Origin of the sequence: Enterococcus sp. DIV1089c, from assembly GCF_050530965.1 — a bacterium.
GTDB lineage: Bacteria > Bacillota > Bacilli > Lactobacillales > Enterococcaceae > Enterococcus_B > Enterococcus_B hirae.
The window spans coordinates 202,281-219,875 of sequence record NZ_CP172888.1; the positions used below are offsets into that span (position 1 = coordinate 202,281).

General features: G+C 34.7%; 18 protein-coding genes. 16 read left to right on the forward strand and 2 right to left on the reverse strand.

The annotated features are described in order from the left end of the window. Positions 1-280: 280 nt before the first annotated feature. Positions 281-1,663: a putative mucin/carbohydrate-binding domain-containing protein gene (locus IGL30_RS01005; RefSeq protein WP_260221544.1), complete on the reverse strand. Its 1,383-nt coding sequence runs from the start codon at positions 1,661-1,663 to the stop codon at positions 281-283. Positions 1,664-1,794: 131 nt separating this feature from the next. On the opposite strand from IGL30_RS01005, the gene IGL30_RS01010 reads away from it, so the two are divergent. From IGL30_RS01010 to IGL30_RS01070, 13 genes are all read left to right on the forward strand, one after another. Then, the gene (locus tag IGL30_RS01010; protein WP_249509783.1) at positions 1,795-2,649 is read left to right on the forward strand and encodes a glycosyltransferase; all 855 of its coding nucleotides are present in this window, start codon (positions 1,795-1,797) and stop codon (positions 2,647-2,649) included. A gap of 13 nt (positions 2,650-2,662) precedes the next feature. Then, positions 2,663-3,202 (forward strand): hypothetical protein, encoded by a 540-nt coding sequence (locus tag IGL30_RS01015; RefSeq protein WP_249509782.1) that lies wholly within the window; start codon positions 2,663-2,665, stop codon positions 3,200-3,202. After that, positions 3,175-3,648, forward strand: a complete 474-nt coding sequence (locus IGL30_RS01020; RefSeq protein WP_249509781.1) for a hypothetical protein — start codon at positions 3,175-3,177, stop codon at positions 3,646-3,648. Before IGL30_RS01015 ends, IGL30_RS01020 begins: the two co-directional genes overlap by 28 nt. 5 nt (positions 3,649-3,653) lie before the next feature. Continuing rightward, positions 3,654-4,694, forward strand: a complete 1,041-nt coding sequence (locus IGL30_RS01025) for a glycosyltransferase family 2 protein (RefSeq protein WP_010720305.1) — start codon at positions 3,654-3,656, stop codon at positions 4,692-4,694. Continuing rightward, positions 4,691-5,767: an EpsG family protein gene (locus tag IGL30_RS01030; RefSeq protein ID WP_010720304.1), complete on the forward strand. Its 1,077-nt coding sequence runs from the start codon at positions 4,691-4,693 to the stop codon at positions 5,765-5,767. The genes IGL30_RS01025 and IGL30_RS01030 overlap by 4 nt, the downstream gene beginning before the upstream one ends. 16 nt (positions 5,768-5,783) lie before the next feature. Continuing rightward, positions 5,784-6,050, forward strand: coding sequence for a hypothetical protein (locus tag IGL30_RS01035; RefSeq protein WP_260221547.1), 267 nt, complete (start codon positions 5,784-5,786; stop codon positions 6,048-6,050). 39 nt (positions 6,051-6,089) lie between these two features. Continuing rightward, positions 6,090-6,929, forward strand: coding sequence for a glycosyltransferase family 4 protein (locus IGL30_RS01040; protein ID WP_260221548.1), 840 nt, complete (start codon positions 6,090-6,092; stop codon positions 6,927-6,929). Next, complete coding sequence (locus IGL30_RS01045) at positions 6,929-7,780, forward strand: NAD-dependent epimerase/dehydratase family protein (protein WP_430618434.1); 852 nt, start codon at positions 6,929-6,931, stop codon at positions 7,778-7,780. The genes IGL30_RS01040 and IGL30_RS01045 overlap by 1 nt, the downstream gene beginning before the upstream one ends. A 3-nt stretch (positions 7,781-7,783) precedes the next feature. Further along, entirely contained in the window at positions 7,784-8,950 is a 1,167-nt protein-coding gene (locus IGL30_RS01050; RefSeq protein WP_430618436.1) for a nucleotide sugar dehydrogenase, read from the forward strand. 5 nt (positions 8,951-8,955) lie between these two features. Further along, a complete protein-coding gene (locus tag IGL30_RS01055) occupies positions 8,956-10,377 on the forward strand; it encodes a flippase (protein WP_010720300.1) in 1,422 nt (473 codons plus the stop codon). A 249-nt stretch (positions 10,378-10,626) separates the two neighbouring features. Further along, the gene (locus IGL30_RS01060) at positions 10,627-11,043 is read left to right on the forward strand and encodes an Ohr family peroxiredoxin (protein ID WP_375371605.1); all 417 of its coding nucleotides are present in this window, start codon (positions 10,627-10,629) and stop codon (positions 11,041-11,043) included. Between the two features lie 291 nt (positions 11,044-11,334). Then, positions 11,335-11,787 (forward strand): hypothetical protein, encoded by a 453-nt coding sequence (locus IGL30_RS01065; protein WP_123874922.1) that lies wholly within the window; start codon positions 11,335-11,337, stop codon positions 11,785-11,787. Beyond that, complete coding sequence (locus IGL30_RS01070) at positions 11,753-11,962, forward strand: PepSY domain-containing protein (RefSeq protein WP_223609961.1); 210 nt, start codon at positions 11,753-11,755, stop codon at positions 11,960-11,962. The genes IGL30_RS01065 and IGL30_RS01070 overlap by 35 nt, the downstream gene beginning before the upstream one ends. 101 nt (positions 11,963-12,063) lie before the next feature. Here the strand turns inward: IGL30_RS01070 and IGL30_RS01075 are convergent, their stop codons facing one another. Then, on the reverse strand, positions 12,064-12,765 hold the full coding sequence (locus IGL30_RS01075) for a DUF975 family protein (protein WP_010720297.1): 702 nt from the start codon (positions 12,763-12,765) through the stop codon (positions 12,064-12,066). A gap of 208 nt (positions 12,766-12,973) precedes the next feature. On the opposite strand from IGL30_RS01075, the gene tgt reads away from it, so the two are divergent. The 3 genes from tgt (at position 12,974) to adhE (ending at position 17,471) form a co-directional block, all read left to right on the forward strand. Further along, a complete protein-coding gene (gene tgt / locus IGL30_RS01080) occupies positions 12,974-14,119 on the forward strand; it encodes a tRNA guanosine(34) transglycosylase Tgt (RefSeq protein WP_010720296.1) in 1,146 nt (381 codons plus the stop codon). Between the two features lie 92 nt (positions 14,120-14,211). Then, positions 14,212-14,601, forward strand: coding sequence for a preprotein translocase subunit YajC (gene yajC / locus IGL30_RS01085; protein ID WP_010720295.1), 390 nt, complete (start codon positions 14,212-14,214; stop codon positions 14,599-14,601). A 272-nt stretch (positions 14,602-14,873) separates the two neighbouring features. Beyond that, entirely contained in the window at positions 14,874-17,471 is a 2,598-nt protein-coding gene (gene adhE, locus IGL30_RS01090) for a bifunctional acetaldehyde-CoA/alcohol dehydrogenase (RefSeq protein WP_375371606.1), read from the forward strand. The last annotated feature ends 124 nt before the right edge of the window (positions 17,472-17,595 follow it).

The window sequence follows — 17,595 nt, forward strand, 5'->3', positions numbered from 1 at the left end:
TTTGAGGTTGAGACAAAATTGTTCAGTATCAAGAAATAAGAAAGAATTTCCGAAAATTGACAAGAAATACAAACACTAGTTTTTGATGTTGATTGTTACCTGCTTGGTGCTCCTCAAATTTTCCGAAGATACTAGTTTTATCTCACCGTTTATTCGTATTTAGAAATACTAGAAGAGACTGAGACAAGTTTTGTCCCAGTCTCTTCATGATTGACAAAGAGCCGCAATCGTTGCTCCAGCTTCAGTTAAATAGTTAGTATAGAATTTTTAATAACATTTTTTACTTTCTTAGAACTAATTGTCCGTTACGTACATCGTAATGGTATGTTCCTCTTGTATTGTGTTTCAAGTTCTCATGATTGATGGCTAAACGAGTTGCATTTGCTTCTCGGTGTGTCACAGTAACTGTGTCGCCCTCCTTCAAATTGATCGTATCCGTTTTAGCATCATAATGACGATCTCCAATGTATTCTTTTTGATAGAGCGTTTCATTATTACGTGAAATAGTGATACTTGCATAGCGATCATTGAAGTAACTATGCGGAGTACCAGCTATTGTACGTATGGTTGCTACGCCATTTGCTACGTCAAAGGAAGCAAAATGGAAGTTTCCTAATCCTTTGAAAGTAAACTCTTGCAATTGATCAAAAGCATTATTTAATCGTGTCAATAAGTTATCTTTTTGGCTACTGTTTGGTAAAGCCGTTACTTTTTTCTTGGCTTGATCAATATCTTTTTGCATCAGATTTGTCTTGATTTTCGAATGATCATTGTCTTGGAATAAGTGGTCAACAGCTTCTGTGGCTTCTTTGAGATAGTTATTTAATGAAATAGTTACTGTACCATTGTCTTTCACAAAAAGATATGGATTTTGGATATAACCAGTGTCTGTTCCCAATTCAAGAGAGTATACACCATTTGGCATGTTGTTGATCGTAACTGGATCGCTACCTAAAGTAATTTCTTTATAAAGTTTATTTCCATCTAAAATACGCAATTTCATACCTTCGAACAAGTTGCCATCTTTAAACTTCAATGTAACGTTGCTTGTTAGATTCAATGGTTTTAATTCTTCATTTGTAACTAAAGATAAAACGGAACTTAGACGATTATTTTGTGTCAATTGTTGAATCGCTGCATCTAATCGATTATCAGGAACCACTTGTGCCAAATGAGCCACTTGTTGGTAGCCATTATCTGCGGCTGCTTTTTTCGCTTTTTCTGATACTGATAAGCCCCAAGCGTTTAAGACAGCAGAAAAGTCTACTTTCTTCGGTGCACCCATTTCAGTTGTGATCAAATCTGGTAATGGATAGTTATTGGCATTGAATCCTGACTGACTAGCAAATTTTCGGTAGTTTGTATAGAAATTTGTAAAGCCTTCATTTCCTGCTTTATCAACGATGTTTGAAAGAATGACTAATTTTTTACGTAAATCTTGACTATTGAATTTTGGATCAGCACTATTGATTGTATTCTTTAATGCATTTTCAATGGATTGTTTGTGTCCATAATCATAAAGCCAAGAATTTTTATCGGCAGCAGTTTTACCCATGTGTTTGTAATTATAAATTACACCATATAGATTATTCCAAACTTCACCGACATCCATTCCTTTGTTCATAAAGCTTCCTTGATAGCCGTGACCAGTTTCATGAAGCACTCCCCAACCATCGCCTAATCAAGCGTCGCCAGACGTACTAGTTTGTGCTGCCCAAAGGCCACCATAATATAGAGCACCCGCACCTGAAGCATCTGCTTTATAGAAATATCTACGTTCTGAAGAACGGTTCAATGGATTTGGGTCATTGTCATAGTTCGAAAGCCGGTGCGCTAGGGCGAATAGCTGCTAAAAGAAATCGTATTGAGCAAGTTTTTTATACACCACATGCGTATTCTTTCTTATCTTCGGAATTTAAGCAATCTAAGAAGACACTATTTATTTGGATAGAGAAGATGCTAAGTAGGTATGCAACGAAGAAGACGTTTAATGTATCTGAAGAAGAACGAATGGCAGGTATAAAATTACACCTTGATAACCCATCCAAATTTATAGTCATCCGCAATGGATTGCCTGCAATCGACTTTCCTTCTAAAAAAACGATCAAAGAATCTCTAGGGTTGAAGGAATCGAATATTGTTATTGGTAACAACGCACGTCTTTCTTTTCAAAAAGACCCTTTTTTATTTATGGAAGTAGCAAAAGAAGTCATTCAACAAGACCCTAATTATCATTTTGTCTGGGCAGGGGATGGACCACTATTCAAAGAAGTCAAAGCATTTTTAATCAAGCACGATTTGACGGGAAATGTCCATTTATTAGGAGAAAGAACGGATAGTGAACGAATCGTTGCAGGGTATGATCATTATTTGATCACTTCGAGATATGAAGGGTTGCCTTATTCTTTGATCGAAGCGATTCGCGCTGGTGTTCCGATTATTGGCAAAAAGGTGACAGGAGTAGAAGAAATTATTGAACAAACAGGTGGTTGCTTATTAAATACAGATAGTCCTCACTCATTTGCACGAGCAATCCTAAATGCAGAGCATAGCTGTGACAAACAACAAATAATAGCGATCTATCAAAAAAATTATTCATTAAATCAAATGATTCGAGAGATTACAAAACAGTACAACGGAGAAAATTGAGAGAAGGCATAGTATGGACAAACGCTTAAAGGATAAAAAAATATTGTTTATTGCATGGAAATTTTACGATTATCCACAGCTGATCATCGAAGAATTAGAAAGAAAAGGCGCAAAAGTGACGTATTATAATGCGATCCCTTCGGACTCACACCTCAAAATGAAACTTTCTACAAAGTTCAATACCTTAAGAGAGAGTTATCTGAAGCAAATTTTATTAGCGATAGGACAAGAAAATTATGATTACTTTTTCGTTATCAATCCAGTACTGTTTCCTGAAAAGTTCATCAAAGAGGTGACCGATATTGTTGGACCGATCCCTAAATTAGCCTATTTGTGGGATTCAATTGCTACATTTTCACAAGTGACTAGATACTTTGATTATTTTAATTATTTATATAGTTTTGATGCGAAAGACTGCAAGAAATACGCAGAATTAAATTTTTTGCCATTATTCTACATAAATTCCGATGAGAAAAACAAAAAAGAGCAACCTATCTTTTTTCTTTTGTGGGATTCGGTCATAGCATGCGTTACTCATTTATCAATCAAGTAAAAGAACTTTGTGAGAAAAAACAATATAGCTACTATTTCAAACTATATCTTCCTTCTATCTGGCATTTTTATTATTACAAATATGGAACTAAGACACTCGCAACAGCCAAAAAAGAAGAATTCATCTATCAACCACTTCCGCAAACACTCGTTAATGAAGTGGTTAAAGAGAGCAAAATTATTTTGGATCTAGAGCTAGCAAATCAATCAGGTCTCACGATGCGTACGATTGAGACACATGGAATGAGAAGAAAACTGATTACAACAAATCCAGAAGTGAAAAATTATGATTTTTACCATCCTGATAATATTTGCGTAGTTGACCGAAAAAAGCCAGTTATTCCACAACGTTTTATTGAGACAGACTACCATTTACTAAATGATCAACTTTACAAAAACTATCAATTATCCACTTGGCTCGATCGGATCTTCAGTGGAAAGGAGTAAGGAAATTGAAGAGAATTAGCGTGATTGTTCCAATCTATAACGGAAGCTTGTATTTAGAAAATACACTCCAAGCATTATTGAATCAGCCCTACAAAAACATCGAGTTGATTTTGATTGATGATGGTTCACAAGATGATAGTTATCAAATTTGCCAAAAATTTGCACAACAAGATGAACGTATATTATTGATTCATCAAACAAACGCGGGGATCTGTGCAGCCCGTAATACAGGTTTAGCTTATGCGACAGGCGAATTTGTTAGTTTTATCGATCAAGACGATGCAATTGATCCCAATATCTATGTCTATTTGTCTAACAAAATCGGAGATGCAGATATGATCGTAGGCGGCAAATCGATGCAGTTGATTGATAAGAAACAACTGCTTTTGTCTGAAATAGATTACTCCTATGAAGAAAAGCAATTAAAGGATCAAAAAGAGATTGCTTATGCTTTGTTTAATTTAGATCATCGAATGACGTTTCTCCATTTATGGAATTGTTTGTACCGAAAAAAAATAATAGATGAGTATGATTTGAAATTCGATGAAAGATTTCGTTATGGGCAAGAAGATACTTTATTCAATTTTAACTATGTTTCTAAATGTCAAACGATTCAGCTGGTCCCCGAAGTAGTTTATCAATATAGTCAACGTGAATTGACGAGTACTTCTTTAAAAAATAATCCCTCAGCTGTGAAAGATTTTCAAATATTTATAGAAACAATTGGAGAAATTGAATGGAATGAACGCGTTTATCCCTACTATCAAAAATATCGCTATACTTATTTTTTACGACATGGGTTGAATATCTATACCCAATTCGGCATGAATACAGCGAATCAAAAAAAGATGCTACAAGATATCCAACAACTATTGTCCAAAGAGAAAATACAGAAACCTTTAATCATAGAATCATCACGGTATTATAGAAACTATTTATGTCTGGTGAGTCGTTTAATGGAAAAACGGAGATATCGAACCTTGAATCAGTTGATTTATGGAACCAGTTTTATAAAAAAAATGTTGAATAGGGTGTCTGCTGGATGATCATCGTTGCTTATTTTGCTGTACTGATACTTAATTTTATTGAAGTTTTCAGAAATAAACGCAATAAATATTTACTCTTATTAAGTGTTTTGATCCTCGGATTGATTTTTGCAGGTGGTACTGAAAATACAGACATGGTCTACTATAAAGCAACTTATTTTGATGATGCACGTATCAAATATAAAGCGACAGAATTCGGCTTTTACTATTTTGCACAGTTTTGCCGACAATTAAATTTAGGACTCTTTGGTATGCGTGGGTTGGTCTTTTTATTTGCAACCCTATTAATCGGTGCGACAGTTAAAAAATATTGCGTAAATACTCATCTATTTATAATTATTTATACGTTATTTTTATTTTTTATTGATGCTATTCAACTAAGGAATTTAGTGGCGATATCTCTTGTGATTTATTCATTTCCATATTTAGTAGAAAATAAAAAAATAAAATATTTTTTTGGCATAATTAGCGCTAGCTTATTTCATACGATCAGTTTATTTTATCTACCGTTTTTATTTTTATCTTCAAAAAACAAAAAGTTTTTTATTCAACTAATGGTTGGTGGTGCAATTTTTCTGGAGTTGATCTATGTAATCTATAGTGGAACTCCTCCCTATTTGAATTATTTAATCGAAGAGTTCTCAACAAATTCTGGAAGAATCCAACAATATACTGAAAAAATAACAAATGGTTCGATACAAGTTATTTTTCTTTTCTTGCTGAATGTGGGGTTAGCATACTGGGCACATTTAGGATTTCCTAAAAGTACAATCAGTCAAAAAAATAAACTATTCTCACAATATGTGTTTTATGCTTCGGTGATTTTATTGATGTTTATTCCTTTGCTTTGGTATTCTGTGGAATTTTACCGTTTAGCCAGAGGTATATTGCCTTTGATTTATATTTCTGTGATCAATGCTAGTTATAAATACAAAAAAGTCACCTATTATCAACTCGTTTTGTGGGGGATGTTAGTTATTCACCTTCTGGCTTGGTTTTATGTTTCTTATTTTTCGATCTCTATACCTGAAAGGATTTTTAATCCGCTATTTTATCAGAATGAATGGCTATAAGAAAGGACAAAATACAATGAGCATCTTATTTTTGAGTGGGATTTCTGCAGAAGAAAATAAAGGTATTTTTAAAAAGAACTGTTCCCAAGCAAAGTATATGAGCAATCATAAAAAGCAATGTTGGTTACTTTATTTTAAAAAACAAGAAATAAGAGTACGTGAGTTTTATGACAAGCAGATGATTCACGACAGTCTATTAACAAAGAGTGATGCAACGAATCACCGTCAAAAAATAAAAGATATCCAAATAGCAACAAAAAAATTATTGTTGTCGAGAGAATAGACTCATTTCTATTTTCGGGATCAATATTATACAAAAATAATGAGTGAACTGTTAAGTATCTCTCAGCAAAAAACAATTCAAACGATTATGGAAATTCCTACTTATCCTTATTATAAAGAACAATTGAATGTAGCACCCAATAAGTTAAAGGGTGGATTGAGTCTAGTATGGAATTACTTAGGTGATCGATTGTATGAAAAAAAATGCAATAAGATTGCAGTAATTGAGGCGAAGACAAGTAATAAAAAAAAGGCGAAGATGGTTTCTTTTTACAATGGTGTAGATCCGGATAATTTGCCAGTCAATTTATATCAGAAAAATGAAGAACAGCCTACACATCGGGTAGTTGCTGTTGGAAATTTTTATCCTTATCATGGGCTGGATCGTTTAATTGAAGGACTTGAATATTATTATCGGACAAAAGATGAGATAGCACCAGAGCTCTTCTTTGACATTGTTGGTGGGGGACCAGCAATTGAAGAGTTAAAACAACTGGTAGCATCTTACCGATTACAAGGATACGTTATATTTCATGGGTATAAAGATCGTCAAGAATTAGAACAGCTTTATGGTGAAGCTTCAATGGCTATCGGTACATTAAAGTTACATCTACGAGGTGCCAATATTGAGACAGCTATCAAAGTATCCGAAGCACTTTATCAAGGAATTCCAGTGATTACATCAGGCGAAACACCATTTTTTAGTGCAGTAAAACAAAATATTTATCAAGTAAAGGATGATGATTCACCGATCTCAATCAACGAAATGCTTCAATTTTTGGGAAAAAAACGTATCCCTGTTGGGGATCAGGTGTTACTCGACCTCTTCTCATGGGAAAAAATAATAGAAAAAATAGTAAATTTTGGGAGTGAGAATTGATGAAAATATTAGTAACTGGAGCAAACGGTTATTTAGGAACTGGAATTGTAGACCAACTGATCAATGATGGAAATGAAGTTATTGCGATAGATATCAGAACGAATCGAATAAATAAAGAAGCCACTATCTATCAAGAAAATCTTTTTGATATTTCTGATCCGTATCATTATTTTGGTGAACCGAACGTATTAGTCCATCTTACATGGCAAGATGGATTTATCCATAATGCAGAAAGTCATATTAGAAACTTATCCGATCATGCACTATTTTTAAAAAAATTTTTCTTATCAGGAATCGATAAAATCGTAGTGATGGGATCGATGCATGAAGTTGGATTTTATGAAGGCTGCATTAACGAATTCACTAGTACACACCCAATGAGTTACTATGGCATTGCAAAAGATTCATTGAGAAATTTCAGTTCGTTTATGGCTAAAGAAACCAATAAAAAATTTCAATGGTTGCGTGCTTATTACATTGTATCGAATCAACCGGGTGGTAGTTCGGTTTTTTCAAAAATCATTGAGAAAGCCAAGGAAGAAGAGGTAAACTTTCCTTTTACAATGGGGGAAAACCAATACGATTTTTTAGACTATGATGATTTTTGTTTTCAAGTAGCAGCAGCTGTTGAACAAGACGAAATCTCAGGAATCATTAATATTTGCTCAGGTTATCCTGTTAAATTAAAAGAACGTGTCGAACAATTCATTGCAGATAATCACTTGAATATTCATTTGGATTATGGTACCTATCCCGATAGAAAATATGATTCTAAGGCTGTATGGGGGGATAATAAAAAAATACAAAAAATTTTAAAACAAGCAAAAAATAAAAAAATAAGTAAGGTGTAAGAAATGAGACTATCTGTTTTCGGTATGGGCTATGTTGGGCTAGCAAATGCATTGTTGCTTGCCCAAAATAATGATGTGGTTGCTTATGATATCGATCAGAAAAAAATCGAGAAACTAATAAAAGGTTGTTCCCCAATCGAAGATAAAGAGATCCAAGAATTTTTGAATAATAGAGAATTGGGAATAACTTTTACACAAGACTTCAAAAGTGCAGCATCATGGGGAGAATTTATTTTGATTGCTACTCCAACCGATTATGATGAAGAAAAAAACCTATTCGATACTTCCTCCATAGAAGAAGTAATCGAAAAGGTAAAGGCAGTACGTACGGATGCTGTATTTATCATTAAGTCAACGATTCCTTTAGGTTATATTAAGTATTTAAAAAAGAAATATCAATCAGAGGATTTTATTTTTTCACCAGAATTTTTGCGGGAAGGAAAAGCATTGTATGATAATCTCTATCCTTCTCGTATCGTTGTAGGCGAAAACACGAAAAGAGGACAAAAAATTGCTTCGATGTTTAAAAAAAATACTCGAATAAAAGATGTTCCTGTTATTTTAACTGATTCAACAGAAGCAGAAGCGATCAAACTGTTTTCTAATACCTATTTAGCATTAAGGATTGCTTATTTCAATGAACTTGATACTTATGCTGAAATGAATGGATTAGATACAGCTCAAATTATCTCGGGGGTTTCAATGGACCCAAGAATAGGGGACTATTATAATAATCCTTCTTTTGGTTATGGCGGATATTGTTTACCGAAGGATACGAAACAATTACTAGCGAATTACCAGCACGTGCCAAATGATCTGATCCAAGCCATCGTTCAGTCAAATGATATAAGAAAAACATTTATTGCAGATCGTATCATGGAAAAAAATCCAGATGTAGTAGGGATTTATCGTTTAACAATGAAGGCGGGCTCTGATAATTTCAGATATTCATCTATTTTAAGTATCATGCGTCTTTTGAAAGATCAAGGCATTAACGTAGTCATTTATGAACCGACAGTGAAGAAGGAGCATTTTTCGACATTTAAAGTAATAAAGGACATTGATGAGTTCAAGAAGCATTCAGATGTGATGTTAGCCAATCGATTTGATCCGTTACTCAAAGATGTAGAAATGAAAGTCTATACGCGAGATATATTTGGAAGGGACTAATAGAATTGAAACATGTGCTTAAAAATTTTGGGTATCAGTCATTATTTCAACTGACAAAGATTATCATGCCAATCATTACAGTCCCAATTGTTTCAAAAGCATTAGGTCCTGGAGGATTAGGGATTTTTAATTACACCAATTCGATTACTCAATATTTTGTGTTAGTCGCTAGTTTAGGGATCTCGATGTATGGGAATCGAGAAATCGCATTAGTTTATAATCGTAAAGAAAATATTTCAAAAACGTTTTGGGAAATCTGTTTATTAAAAGCAGTTTTAACATGTATTACACTTTTAGTTTTTTTGTTATTTACTACTTTTTTAGGTAATAAGATCTATTTCTATATACAAAGTCTCACTATTATAGCTGTTATGTTTGACATTTCGTGGTTTTTTATGGGAATCGAGGATTTCAGAAAAACGAGCATGATCAATCTGGGAATTCAATTTGTTACTTTCATTTTAATTATCTTTTTGATTAAAGATTCTTCTGATACGATTTTATATGTTTTACTACAGTCAGTAGGAACCTTATTATCTCAACTATTGACATGGCTATTTATTCATAAACATATAAATTTTAAAAAGGTAGCATTCTTAGATAGCTTTAGACATATCCGATCATCTTTTGAATTTTTTATCCCACAGGTTGCTATTTTACTTTATACGAATCTAAACAAGACTTTATTGGGTGTTTTTATTGGTAGTACAGCTGTTGGTTATTACACTAATTCATTAACAATCAATACGGTATTTATCACGGTTATTACAACGCTTGATATGGTGCTATTACCGCACATGAGTGGGTTATATGCCAAAGGAAACATTAATAAGATGGTGGACATCATTGATAAGACGATTCATTTACAATTATATTTTAGTGTTCCAGCGATGTTCGGGATGCTTACGGTTTACGATAAATTAGTTCCCTGGTTTTTTGGGAAAGAATTCTTATTCATCAATAAAGTTATTCCACTTTTTTCTATTTTGATCGTTGTGATGCCCTTAGGTATGTCCATTTCTAGACAATATTTGATACCGATTGGCAAAGTAAAAATCTACAATAAATCTGTATTAATTGGTGCGGTTATCAATATTTTATCTAATTTAATCTTGTTACCGTGGATCGGTTTTTTTGGAGTGGTTTTTTCAAACCTTTTAGCAGAAATTTTTGTAACAGTGGTACGTACAAAATCATTCTTGAATCAAACAAATTTTAGCTTTAAGAAAAAAAACTTACTGGTTATTTTTTGTTCATCCATTATTATGTGGTTCGTTACAAGAATAATTACAAATGGCATGTCACCTACCTTTTTGACTAATCTAATCCAAGTTTCTATAGCCGTCCCTATCTATTTTTTACTAACGTCTTTGTTTGGCTATAACCCTATTTTGAGTGGTTTAGGGAAATGGAAAAAAGAAAATTGAACACGAGTAGTTTCCTTGCTCAAAATTTTTAATAATTTCAATAAAGAGTAGATTCGTATTTTTTTTAAGAAAAAATGACGTTGAATAATCCTTTAGAGTAAAGAAGTAAATAGACGCAGTTTGGTTTCAGGTAAAATTTACTATTCTTGTAAACAACCCAATCATTCCTATACACTAACCTTTTATGTGATACCCAATTACCTAGATGCCAACTACTATATTTACAATCAACTTTGGAGGGCGAAATTTATGAGCAAAATTTATGAGGTAGCTACTATTAATACAGGTGGTCGTAGTGGTAAAATTTATTCACAAGAGAAAAAATTTTTGTATGATGTCGCAGCAACTGGAACCCAAAACACGGATGCAACAAATCCCGAAGAGCTCTTTGCAGCAGCTTATAGTGCCTGTTTTAACGGTGCCTTAGAATTAGTTTTATCTAGAAAGAACATCAATCAACCTAGTTCAGTAAAAGCAAACGTTGCCTTGCTGAATCATGGAGAGGCAGATTTTACAATAGAAGTTCTTTTGACAGTCTTTATCAAAGATATGCCGAAAGATGAAGCAATACGTTTTGTTGAAGAAGCAGATCAAGTTTGCCCTTACTCAAAAGCTTTGCGTGGAAATGTAACAGTAAATTTAGAAATCAGTGACACTGACTTCTAAAATCGTTCCTTTCCATCAAAAGTAATGATGAAACATATTAGAAAAGCCATGGGGGAGCTTTTCTAATATTTTTTTTTTTTATTTGTTCATGACTAGATGGTAAAAAAATAAAAAAAATAAGATGAAAGATTTAAGTAGAATAAAGACATAGGGATATATTATTTGCTTTATCTCTTATATTCTCTCAATGAGGCTGGAGGATTCAATTCATCCAGCCTCAAACTCCTAAAAAAAGAACGATTAATCGTTCATTTCAAGAATCTAACAATTGATTGTGAAGGAGCGGAAAAGATGAAGTTGTTTGTATGGTGTTTAACGGTATTAACTAGTTTTAGTTTGGGGATGTTGGTGATGTTTGTTTTTAATTATCCTTATGAAAATTATGGGAATGAAACGAAAGAAATCAAGGTTGCCAATGTTTCTAGTTCGTCCACATCTGCGGATGAAATTGAGGAGCCGGAAAAATTCAATGTATCATTAAAAGAAGCACTTGAAACTTATCAGACTTGTTATCCTAATCAAGCGATTACTTCTGTTAAAGTTAGTCAGACTGTTGGTCCTTACTATTACGAAATTACTGATAGAGATGCAACTGAAGAATGCAGTGTAAGAATTTCAACTAAAACAGCGAACATCAAAAAAAAAAGTACATCGCAGACGAAACAAACACGAACAAGCCACTACCGAGCAATCCGCAGATCTGTTCAATATCAAAAACTTAAAAAGTTTATCGGAAGTTACTAAAGTAGCTGAAAATGTAGCTGAAAAAACGACTGGGACAGGAAAAGCAGTAATGTGGTATCTCGAAAGACAATCAGGAAAATCGTATTGGACAATTACTATTAAAGAAAAAATAAAAAAAGTGACAGTCAAAGTTGATGCGTATACTGGCGAAGTTCTAAAAGCTGAGCAGAAGTGAGCGAAATGAAAAAAGCGACTGCGGCTGAAGCATGTGAAACGACCCTCAAAAGTTAGATTTTTGGTCTAACTTTTGAGGGTCGTTTCATTGGACATTGATTTTTATACGTTTTTTGGCAATTGTTCATAAAAAGCTGCTTTAGTTGCTGTAATATAAGGATTTAACCATAAATAACCAATTCCAGCAGTTAGCATGGCTAAGATATGCCAGCCAATAAAGGATAGATCAAGCCAGAACAATTTACCTTTGTAGCCATCCATTAATTTACGACTAGCAGTGATCGTATTGAGCACTCCTGGTTTTTCCCCTGTTTCAGTGATAACATCATAGTAAATGAAGTAACTTTGGGAATAAGAATAACTTTTGATGATACCAGGAATAACGAATAATAACGCCCATAAAGTAGTAAAGATCGAAATCAAAATAGCTAGTAAAATCACACCACCAAGAAATAATCCTGTAAAACCACGAAAGGCATCTTTAAATGGTTCGATGGTCGATTTGGTTCCACGCAGGATATCTAGATAGGTCCATGAGATCCCACTCATAAATAGTGCGCTGATAATACCAGACACAATACCACCACCGCTAGAAGCAGCACCTCCGTTGGTATTGTTTGCCATATCTTGGACAGCTGCAGGATCATTATAGGTATGAGCCAATAATAAAGCGGTCGGAATAGCTATGATCATAATGAGTGCAATTGTGATTAACGTTGGGACTAAATTCAATAATACAGCTTGTCCCCAGCGTCCTTTTAAACTGTCTTTTGCTTGTTGTTTCAGTTCTTTTGAAGATAGCATGAGTTTCACTCCTTTTTATTTATGCCATAAGTATAACAAAGAAGAAACAATTTGGCTTTCTTTATCTTTTATCTGTTATTATAATTTCTTTAAAAAATGAAGGTTAAATAAACACCTGTCACCCAATGAACCCTTGCAAAAAAGAGTTAGAACGATTATGATGATGGGAGTTGTCAATGCGATTATTATAGAGAAAGTAGGGAATTGAATGACACAACCTGCCATTCGTTATCGTTTAATCAAAAAAGAAAAACATACCGGTGCCCGTCTTGGTGAATTGATTACTCCTCATGGGACATTTCCCACACCAATGTTTATGCCTGTGGGAACACTAGCAACTGTCAAAACCATGTCACCTGAAGAATTAAAAGCAATGGGTGCGGGAGTCATTTTAAGTAATACGTACCATTTATGGTTAAGACCTGGAGAAGACTTGGTAGAAGAAGCAGGCGGCTTACACAAGTTCATGAATTGGGATCAACCGATTTTGACAGATTCAGGTGGTTTTCAAGTGTTCTCGCTAAGCGATATGCGTAACATCGAAGAAGAGGGAGTCCATTTTAAAAATCATTTAAATGGTTCTCGGATGTTTTTATCACCAGAAAAAGCAATTAATATCCAAAATAAATTAGGATCAGACATCATGATGAGCTTCGATGAATGTCCTCCTTTTGATGAAAGCTATGATTATGTCAAAAAATCAGTGGAAAGGACCTCACGTTGGGCTGAGCGAGGCTTAAAAGCCCATCTGAATCCTGATCGTCAAGGATTATTTGGTATCATTCAAGGAGCTGGGTTTGAAGATTTACGTCGCCAAAGTGCAAAAGATTTGATCTCAATGGATTTCCCTGGCTATTCAATCGGTGGTTTGTCTGTTGGCGAACCTAAATCAGAAATGAACCGTGTGTTAGAGTTTACAACACCATTGATCCCTGAGGATAAACCACGTTATTTAATGGGTGTTGGTGCAGCAGATTCATTGATTGATGGCGTGATTAGAGGAGTCGATATGTTTGACTGTGTCTTACCTACACGTATCGCAAGAAATGGTACTTGTATGACTTCACAAGGACGCTTAGTCGTGAAAAATGCACAATACGCACATGACTTCCGCCCAATCGATGAGAAATGTGACTGCTACACATGTAAAAATTATACACGTGCGTATATTCGTCATTTGATCAAATGTGATGAAACATTTGGGATACGGTTAACGTCTTACCATAACTTGTACTTCTTATTAAACTTGATGAAACAAGTGCGTCAAGCGATCATGGATGACAATTTATTAGAATTTCGAGCAGCCTTTTTTGAGGAATATGGGTTTAATAAAGAGAATGCCAAAAGTTTCTAATCTTTTTCACTAAATTTATGTAAAAAACTAGTGTCTCACGCCTTTTTCTGCTAAAGTTGAGTGTGTAGATACATGTTAGTGAGGTGAAAAAAATGGGATCATTACCAATGTTAGTCATGTTCGTTGCTCTTTTAGCAATGTGGTATTTTATGTCACGTTCACAAAAGAAACAACAACAAGAACGACAAAATTTACTAGACAGTATGAAATCAGGCGATGAAGTAGTTACAATCGGCGGATTACATGGTGTTGTTTCAGAGATCGACAATGAAAAACGCACAGTTGTTATAGATTGTGAAGGGATTTTTCTAGAATACGATCGAGCAGCCATCAAAACGGTTAAACCTGGAACTGTCGTAACCAATGATTCGACAGTAAATACGGTAGAAAAAACAGAACCAAAAGTTGCTGAAACAGTAGAAGTGAAAGAAGAAGCTACTGAAACTGTTGAAACACCTGAAGATAGTAAAGAAAACAAATAGGTAAAGCTTAGTAGTTGAGTCTGAGACGGTGTCTCGGGCTCTTTTTTTATCCTAAAACTCTGACTTTGTTAAGTTTTGAATAAACTGTTTTTTTGATAAAATACTTTGGATAATTAGGATAATAAATAAAAACACTGATAAATAAAGGATTTAATCGAAATTTAAAAAACTGTGAAAAAAATCACAATAAAGGTTTACATCTGAAAAGGTTTGTTGTATGATGAGAATGTGAATTAATTAACAAACAACCATGACCCATTAGGAGGAAGACAATGGCTAAAGTAATGGAGAAAGAACAACCAAAAACTATTGATGTTCAAGGAATGATTGATGAATTAGCAACGAAAGCAAATGTCGCATTAAAAGAGATGGAAAACTTTGATCAAGAAAAAGTAGATCATATTGTGCATGAAATGGCAATGGCAGCATTAGATCAACATATGCCGTTAGCTAAAATGGCAGTTGAAGAAACTGGTCGTGGGATCTATGAAGATAAAGCGATCAAAAATATGTATGCTTCTGAATATATTTGGAATAACATCAAGCACGATAAAACAGTTGGTGTCATCAATGAAGATGTTCAAAAAGACTTGATTGAAATTGCTGAACCAGTTGGTGTGGTTTGTGGGGTAACTCCAACAACTAACCCAACATCAACGACAATTTTTAAATCAATGATCGCGTTGAAAACAAGAAACCCAATCGTTTTTGCATTCCATCCAAGTGCTCAAAAATCTTCTGCTGAAGCAGCACGTGTCGTTCGTGATGCAGCGATCGCAGCTGGTGCACCTGAAAATTGTATTCAATGGATTGAACATCCATCGATTGAAGCGACTTCAATGTTGATGAATCATCCAGGGATCGCAATTGTTTTAGCTACTGGTGGGGCAGGAATGGTGAAATCTGCTTATTCAACAGGAAAGCCAGCTTTAGGTGTTGGACCAGGTAATGTACCAGCATATATTGAAAAAACAGCAAAAATCAAACGAGCAGTGAATGACTTGATCGTTTCTAAAACGTTCGATAACGGAATGATTTGTGCTTCTGAGCAAGCAGTAATCGTTGACAAAGAAGTCTATGCTGCAGTTAAAGCAGAATTCCAAGCACATCAAGTCTATTTTGTGAAACCAGCTGAACTTTCAAAATTAGAAGATGCAGTGATGAATGAAGGTAAATACGCAGTAAATCCAGCAATCGTTGGACATTCTGCAATGGACATTGCAAAACTAGCTGGCATCAAAGTTCCAGAAGGAACAAAAATGTTAGTAGCTGAATTAGAAGGTGTCGGAGCGGATTACCCTCTTTCACGTGAAAAACTTTCTCCAGTACTTGCAATGGTTAAAGCAAACAATACAGAACATGCCTTTGAATTATGCGAAGGAATGTTGAACTTAGGCGGGTTAGGCCATACTGCAGTGATTCACTCAGAGGATGAAGAGCTGCATGTGAAGTTTGGTCTACGGATGAAAGCTTGCCGTATCTTAGTAAATACTCCTTCAGCAGAAGGTGGAATCGGAAATATCTATAACGAAATGATCCCTTCACTAACTTTAGGTTGTGGTTCATATGGTAAAAATTCTGTTTCTAGAAATGTAAGTGCCATCAACTTGATCAATGTCAAAACTGTAGCGAAACGGAGAAATAATATGCAATGGTTCAAATTACCACCAAAAATCTTCTTTGAAAAGAACTCTTTGCTTTATTTAGAAAAAATGGAAAACGTAGAGCGTGTCATGATCGTTTGTGATCCTGGTATGGTGCAGTTTGGCTACTGTGATACGGTTCGTGAAGTACTATCAAGACGTAAGAATGATGTGAAAATCGAAGTCTTCTCAGAAGTTGAGCCAAATCCTTCAACAAACACAGTCTATGCAGGAACGAAATTGATGGCTGATTTCAAACCAGACACAGTGATTGCATTAGGTGGCGGTTCTGCAATGGATGCTGCTAAAGGAATGTGGATGTTCTATGAACACCCAGATACTTCATTCTTTGGAGCAAAACAAAAATTCTTAGATATCCGTAAACGGACATATAAGATCGATAAACCAGAAAAAACACAATTTGTGTGTATTCCGACAACTTCAGGAACGGGTTCTGAAGTAACACCTTTTGCCGTTATCACAGATAGTGATACACATGTGAAATATCCATTGGCAGATTATGCATTAACACCAGATGTAGCAATCGTCGACCCACAATTTGTCATGTCAGTACCAGCTTCTGTCACGGCAGATACAGGGATGGACGTATTAACTCATGCGATTGAGTCTTATGTTTCTGTTATGGCTTCTGATTATACAAGAGGATTGAGCTTACAAGCAATCAAATTAGTCTTCGATTACCTAGAAAAATCAGTGAAAACTCCTGATATGGAATCACGAGAAAAAATGCACAACGCTTCTACAATGGCAGGGATGGCATTTGCGAACGCCTTCTTAGGAATTTGTCACTCAGTTGCGCATAAAATTGGTGGAGAATATGGTATCCCACATGGTCGTACAAATGCCATTTTATTACCACATATCATCCGCTATAATGCAAAAGATCCACAAAAACATGCAATGTTCCCTAAATATGATTACTTCCGTGCAGATACAGACTATGCAGATATTGCTAAGTTCTTAGGGTTAAAAGGACAAACAACAGCGGAATTAGTTGAAGCTTTAGCAACAGCAGTTTATGAATTAGGACAATCAGTTGGAATCAATATGAGCTTGAAGGCTCAAGGTGTGACACAAGAAACCTTAGATTCAACGGTTGACCGTATGGCAGAACTTGCTTATGAAGATCAATGTACAACAGCAAATCCAAAAGAGCCATTGATCAGTGAGCTAAAACAAATCATTATTGATGCTTATAATGGTTAATTCAATACAATTATAGTTAATCAAGCCCCTTTTCCAGATAAAGATGATCTGGAAAGAGGGGCTTTTTTTGTCGGAAAGGGGAACAATCTCGTTAGAACTAGCATAGGAATTTCTTTTGTTAGAA